Source organism: Gammaproteobacteria bacterium, assembly GCA_013003425.1.
Lineage (GTDB): Bacteria > Pseudomonadota > Gammaproteobacteria > Steroidobacterales > JABDKV01 > JABDJB01.
Genome location: JABDJB010000040.1, coordinates 1 through 5,716, shown reverse-complemented (window position 1 = coordinate 5,716; position 5,716 = coordinate 1). Strand labels below are relative to the sequence as shown.

The following is a 5,716-nucleotide window of genomic DNA, read 5'->3' as shown; positions in this document are numbered from 1 at the left end:
TGGGCGAGACCGACGATCTGGTCGGTGGTCGTGACACGGCAAGCAACTCCTGCACGCCGAACCCCGATGGTGAAGTTCGTGGTGTTGACAGCTATCTCGAGCTGGGCCTGCGCGGCTCCTACCAGCTCAGTGATGCCACCAGCATCAGCGCCGGTATCATCAACCTGCTCGACGAAGAACCGCCGTTCTCCGAGCTGGCTGCAGGCGGCTGGCCGTTCTTCGACCAGGCCCTGTACGATCCGCGTGGTACGCGTTTCTACCTCAACGTCTCGCACGACTTCCGGTAAAACCGAAAGTTTAGTGACCTGACAGGGGGCCGGCAGCATTCGCTGCCGGCCCTTTTTTATTCCCCGACTGCGCCCGGAAACAGCGTCGTAATGCCGAACAATGCCAGGCCCTGAAATCGCTCGGGTTTTTGCGCATCCGTGCCTCTGTCGGCAAAAAAGCATCAGGCAATAATTTGTTGTACCAGTGCTACAGGCTGGTTTGTGGGAGAGCTTGCAAAGCATATAAAACAGGGAGTTATGATCGCGAATATCGCGCAAAATATAGCCTTTTCAGTCTGTTGCTACTGCGCAACAATTTCCCTGTGGCAGCGTGTTGTCGTTAAAATGACGCATCCCGCATGGGCCCAGGTGGCTCGCGGGCATGGTTACCTTTTGCAATGAGTGGTAACGAACGAACTGAAACTTGCAATGTTTTACGGGACACAATTATGAACACAGACTTAAAGCAGAAGCTTGCTGATGCAATCAAGATTGCAATAGCTGTAAATGCTGGTGCTATAGGTGTTACTGCTGCCAACACCGCTCTCGCCCAAAGCGAGCAGATGGCGGAAGAGGAAGTGATAGTCACCGGTTCACGGATTCCGCGTAAAGACCTTACAGGTCCGAGCCCGGTCTCAGTGTATGACACCTCAAACATTTTACAGAGTGGAGCCACCTCGGTTGGCCAGATGCTGCGGGAAATCCCGGCGGTCGCCGGTGGTGCCCAGACCACTACCGTTAACAACGGCGGTACCGGTTCGCAGAACATCTCCCTGCGTGGCCTGGGCTCTACCCGCACGTTGGTGCTGATCAACGGTCGCCGCGCGCCGGACTCTTCCGGCAGCAACAGCGGCGTGGTCGACCTGAATACCATCCCGATAGCCATGGTCGAGCGCGTTGAAGTGCTGAAGGACGGCGCCTCCGCCATCTACGGTTCTGACGCCATTGCCGGCGTGGTCAACGTTATCCTGAAAAAAGACTTTCAGGGCGTTGCGATCGCCGTTCAGACCGGGCGGTCCGGCGAATCTGATGGTGAGAAGGACGAGTGGTCCGTGACCTTTGGCGACGCTACTGACAAGTCCAACTACATCATGAGCCTGACCCGCGTCGAAGAATCCGAGACCGTTGCCGGTAACCGCGACTGGGCCAAGCAGGCGAAGTTCCTGCTGTTTGGTGAGTGGGTTGACGGCGGTTCTTCTGCTCCACCCTGGGGCCAGTATGATGGCCTGACGCTCGGCCCGGATTATGCCGGTGGCAGCGAGGCAGGTGGTCTGAAGTCGTATAGCTCGGCAACCGACTCCTACAACTACGCGCCGATCAACTTCCAGCGTCAGCCCAACGAGCGCTGGATCGCAAACATTTCGGGCGGCACCCAGGTGGATGCGCTGTCAAACGCCGGTATTTTCGAAAGCACGCGTTTGTTCGGTGAATTCCAGTACATTGACCGTGAAAGCGCCTATGCACTGGCTGAGCAGCCGCTGGCGCCGCTGGCCTTTTATGGCTTTTCGGCACCCTACTCGGCTGACAATGAGTACAACCCGACGGGCATGGATATTTCGGACTGGCGGCGGCGCCTGGTGGAAGATGGACCGCGTACCGGCTTCACCGAAATCCAGACCGTACGTACCGTCACCGGCCTGGAAGGCGAACTGTCCAACGGCATGATCTGGGAAGCCTACGTTAACTACGGTGAAGTGGATTACTCCAACAGCTACGGTCCGTTGTTCGACCTGAACAAGGTTGCCCTTGCGGTTGGTCCGACCGCGCGTGACGGCGACGGCGTCGTTCGCTGCGATACTGACGGCGATGGCGCGTTCACGGATGACGACGACCAGGCCTGTGTGCCGCTGAACACGTTCGGTGAAAACAGCATCACGCAGGAGATGGTCGACTACACGTCGTTCCGTCAGAACGAGTCCAACAAGGTGACGCAGAAGGTCTATGCCCTGAGCCTCACCAAGCCGGACGTGTTCGAGCTGCCGGGCGGTGGCGTCGGCATTGCCGGTGGCATCGTGCGTCGCGAGGAAACCGGCCTGTACACCCCGGATGCCCTGGTCGCCCAGCTGGCCGAAACGGGTGCCGTGACCGGTACGCCTTCCGACACCACCCAGGGCAGCTACGAGGTTGACGAGCTCTACTTTGAGGCACGCTTGCCGATAATCGACATCCTCGAAGCCGACCTGGGCTTCCGCTACAGCGACTACGACACCTTTGGCGATACCAACAACTGGAAAGCGGGTATGCAGCTGCGCCCCAATGACGGATTGTTGATTCGAGGCTCTGCTTCTACCTCGTTCCGTGCACCCACTATTAGTGCACTGTTTGGCGGTTCCGGCATTTCCTTCCCGTCTGTGAGTGATCCCTGTGCCTCGAACCCGACACAGAATTGCATCAATGACGGTGTGCCTGCTGCCGGTTTTACGCAGATCTCTACGCAGGTTCGTACCCTGGTGGGCGGTAACCCCACAGTGGAACCGGAAGAGGCAGACACCTTCACCGTCGGCTTCGTCTGGCAGCCAGACTTCCTCGAAGGTTCGGCATTTGCCCTGGACTACTGGGATATCGCTCTGGACAATCCCATTACTGGCGTCGGCGCGGGCGTGATCCTGTCCCAGTGCGCTGAAACCGGTGAATTCTGCAACAAGATCGACCGTTTCGGCCCCGGGCCCAATGAAGGTGCGCCGATCCTGCTCGACAACCGCACCACCAACGCCGGTGCAATCGATACCAACGGCTTCGACCTGCTGGCCGAATGGCGCGGCATCGAAACCGGTATCGGTACGCTCGGTATTCGCTGGGAGGGTGCCGTCCTCAATGAGTACGACAAGACCCAGGCAAATGGTGTAGTTACACCACACGCCGGTTACTTCCGTGATGATGAAGATGGTCACTTTGCCGAGTTGCGCTGGACCCTGTCCGGCATCCTGGAAAGAGGCCCGCTGACGGTGCAGGCCGACTTCCGCTTCATCGACGAAGTCACCGAGTTTGGTTCTGACCTCGTCGGTAGCTGCTGGGATTCAGTCGCCATGGCGGTTTCGGTTCCAGGAGTCAATGAGGGCCTGACCTGCGTAACACCCTCGAGCCCGGAAGCAGTCAATAACCTTGGCAACTTCCAGCGCACCATCGACAGCGCCAGCTATGTGGACCTGTACGCTTCTTACAGCTTCAGCGACAACCTCATAGTTTATGGCGGCATCGACAACGCTCTGGACGAAGACCCACCGCTGTCAGTTGACGGTTTCAACGACAACACCGACGTGCGGACCTTCGACACCATCGGGCGTTACTTCTACCTTGGCCTCCGCTCTGACTTTGGCGGCAAGTGAGGAAGATCTGAAAACCACGCAGGGCTGTTTAACCGGCCCTGCGTGAATCAGAACAACCACGCTGTCCCGATCGGGGCAGCGTGGTTTTTTTTGGGCACAAGTTATGGCCGAAGCACTTCAACCGCATAGCCGTGCCGCTTCGTGGAGCCGCTACTGGCAGGGCGGTCACAAGGACACCTGTTTTCTGGCAGGTCAGGCATTCTCCATCCGCGAGCACTGGATGAGTTTATTCTCAAGCCTGCCTGACAATAGTCGCATCGTTGACCTGGCGACCGGCAACGGTGCGGTTGCGCTGCTGGCGGCGGAGGCTGCCAGGGACAATGGCAAGTCCTTTGACATTACTGGCGTGGACTTTGCCAGAATCCAGCCCGACCGGGTGGCCGATAACGATCCTGACCTGGTCAGCCGGGTCAACTTCATCGCTGATACGCCCGTCGAAAACCTGCCACTGGCTGACGCCAGCCAGGATGTTGTGGTCTCACAGTTCGGCTTTGAATATTCAAGGACAGCCGACACTATTAATGAAATTTCCCGTGTGCTGGTCCCCGGCGGTCGCGTCCGCATGTTGATTCATGCGACTGATGGCGCCGTCAGCAAGGCCAGTCAAGGCCGGCTGAAGCGGGCGCGGGATATCTGCGCCAGAGGCCAGCTGGTTGATTTGGCTCGTGCACTGCAGCCCGCGTCAACCGCCGACTATGCTGGTGCGCGCAAGGACGACAAGAACCTAGCCCGTTTCAGGTCGCGTCTCAGCACCGCCCGGAAAAAGTATGCCGCTGCGCCGGATGATGACGTGGTCCATTACGTCATAAGTTACCTGACTGAACTGGTCGATCGTCGCCTCCGCGTCGATCCGAATGACTACCGGCAGGCGGTTGCAAATCTGCAGGCGGAGATAAAGGCTTATTCGCTGCGGCTGAATGCCATGACGAATGCTGCCCGGTCCAAAAAAGACATGGACACGCTGGTCAGCCAGTTACAGGACTCCGCACTGGTCGAGGGCAGTTTCGCGTTGCTTGAAGATGAGCGTGGAGCCATCGGCTGGTTTCTGAAAGCGCATCGCGCCTGACTGGGCTCTCGCAGAACCTGCCGGGGGCAGTTCATCAGATGGCCCTGGCGATTGGTTGAAAACGCCGATCGACGTCAGCGCGGAACCAGCTCACCCCCCAGGATGATCAGGTTGCCGACGTCGAGCGCGCCCGCCGCGACGCCGTTGCCCCGCATCTCATTGATAACAAGATCGGTCTTGCCGTCGTTATTGACATCAGCGCCGGCTGCGCTGTACATCAGGGTATCGCCGAGGTCAGCCCCCGATGTTTGTCCGCGTGCGCCGTAGATATCGGTAATGGCAAAGCCGGCCGGCCGGCTGCCATCGAGCAGGTCAATAATAGCTGGCCAGGGCCCCGGCTGGCCCCACAGCACATGCACGATGCCGGCGTGTACGCGGCCGAGTGGATTGCCCAGCGGTGATGAGATGCCCAGGTCGGCGATACCATCGCCGTCAAAATCGCCATGCAGCGAGGTATCGGCCGATATTGTGCCGGCAGCTATGCCGAGAATGGTCGACACGCTGATCGCGGTCGGCACCGCGTTCATACTGAACGCCTGGTTGCGCAGTGAGCTGGCGTCGAAAAATACATGCCCCAGGCCGCTTTCGCTGCGGCCGCGCCCGTTGCCGCGGATATCGCCGACAAACAGGTCGGCAGTGCCGTCGCCGTCGTAGTCCAGACCGCCAAGCATTTCCTCCGCCAGCCGCAGATTGGTAAAGGTGCCGCTGACAGTGCCGCCATCCACGCGGCTGAAGCTCGCCGGTGGGGCGTCCGCCGACAGCACCAGCCCGGCCGGCCATGTTGCGCCTGCCGGGAAATTGTCGTCCCAGAAAATGAACAGACTGCCACCAGGGTTGCCGCCGTTCTTGATCGCAGAGCCGGGTGGCGCGCCGTCAGCTTCGAGCTGTGCCCCGGCGCGCGCCAGCGCAGCCGCTATCAGCACCTCGGCGCGCAGGTTGTTGTCAAGATCGGCCAGCGCAACGGTCGAACCAAAGTGATAGTCCTCTGATCCTGCCGGTGGTTCGATTCGCAATACATGACCGGCCAGCGTGGTTGTGCCAAAACCTGCCAGGTCAAT

General features: G+C 59.3%; 4 protein-coding genes. 3 read left to right on the top strand and 1 reads right to left on the bottom strand.

Translation table 11 applies throughout. The features are described 5' to 3' along the window. From HKN06_06065 to HKN06_06055, 3 genes are all read left to right on the top strand, one after another. Window positions 1–287: TonB-dependent receptor (locus HKN06_06065; protein ID NNF60879.1), on the top strand; the 287-nt coding region annotated here is incomplete at its 5' end. Window positions 288–715: 428 nt separating this feature from the next. Then, window positions 716–3,592: a TonB-dependent receptor gene (locus HKN06_06060; GenBank protein NNF60878.1), complete on the top strand. Its 2,877-nt coding sequence runs from the start codon at window positions 716–718 to the stop codon at window positions 3,590–3,592. A gap of 103 nt (window positions 3,593–3,695) precedes the next feature. Next, window positions 3,696–4,658, top strand: coding sequence for a class I SAM-dependent methyltransferase (locus tag HKN06_06055; protein ID NNF60877.1), 963 nt, complete (start codon window positions 3,696–3,698; stop codon window positions 4,656–4,658). 74 nt (window positions 4,659–4,732) lie between these two features. On the opposite strand, the gene HKN06_06050 is transcribed toward HKN06_06055, so the two are convergent. Further along, the coding region (locus HKN06_06050) for a hypothetical protein (GenBank protein ID NNF60876.1) at window positions 4,733–5,716 on the bottom strand (984 nt) is incomplete at its 5' end.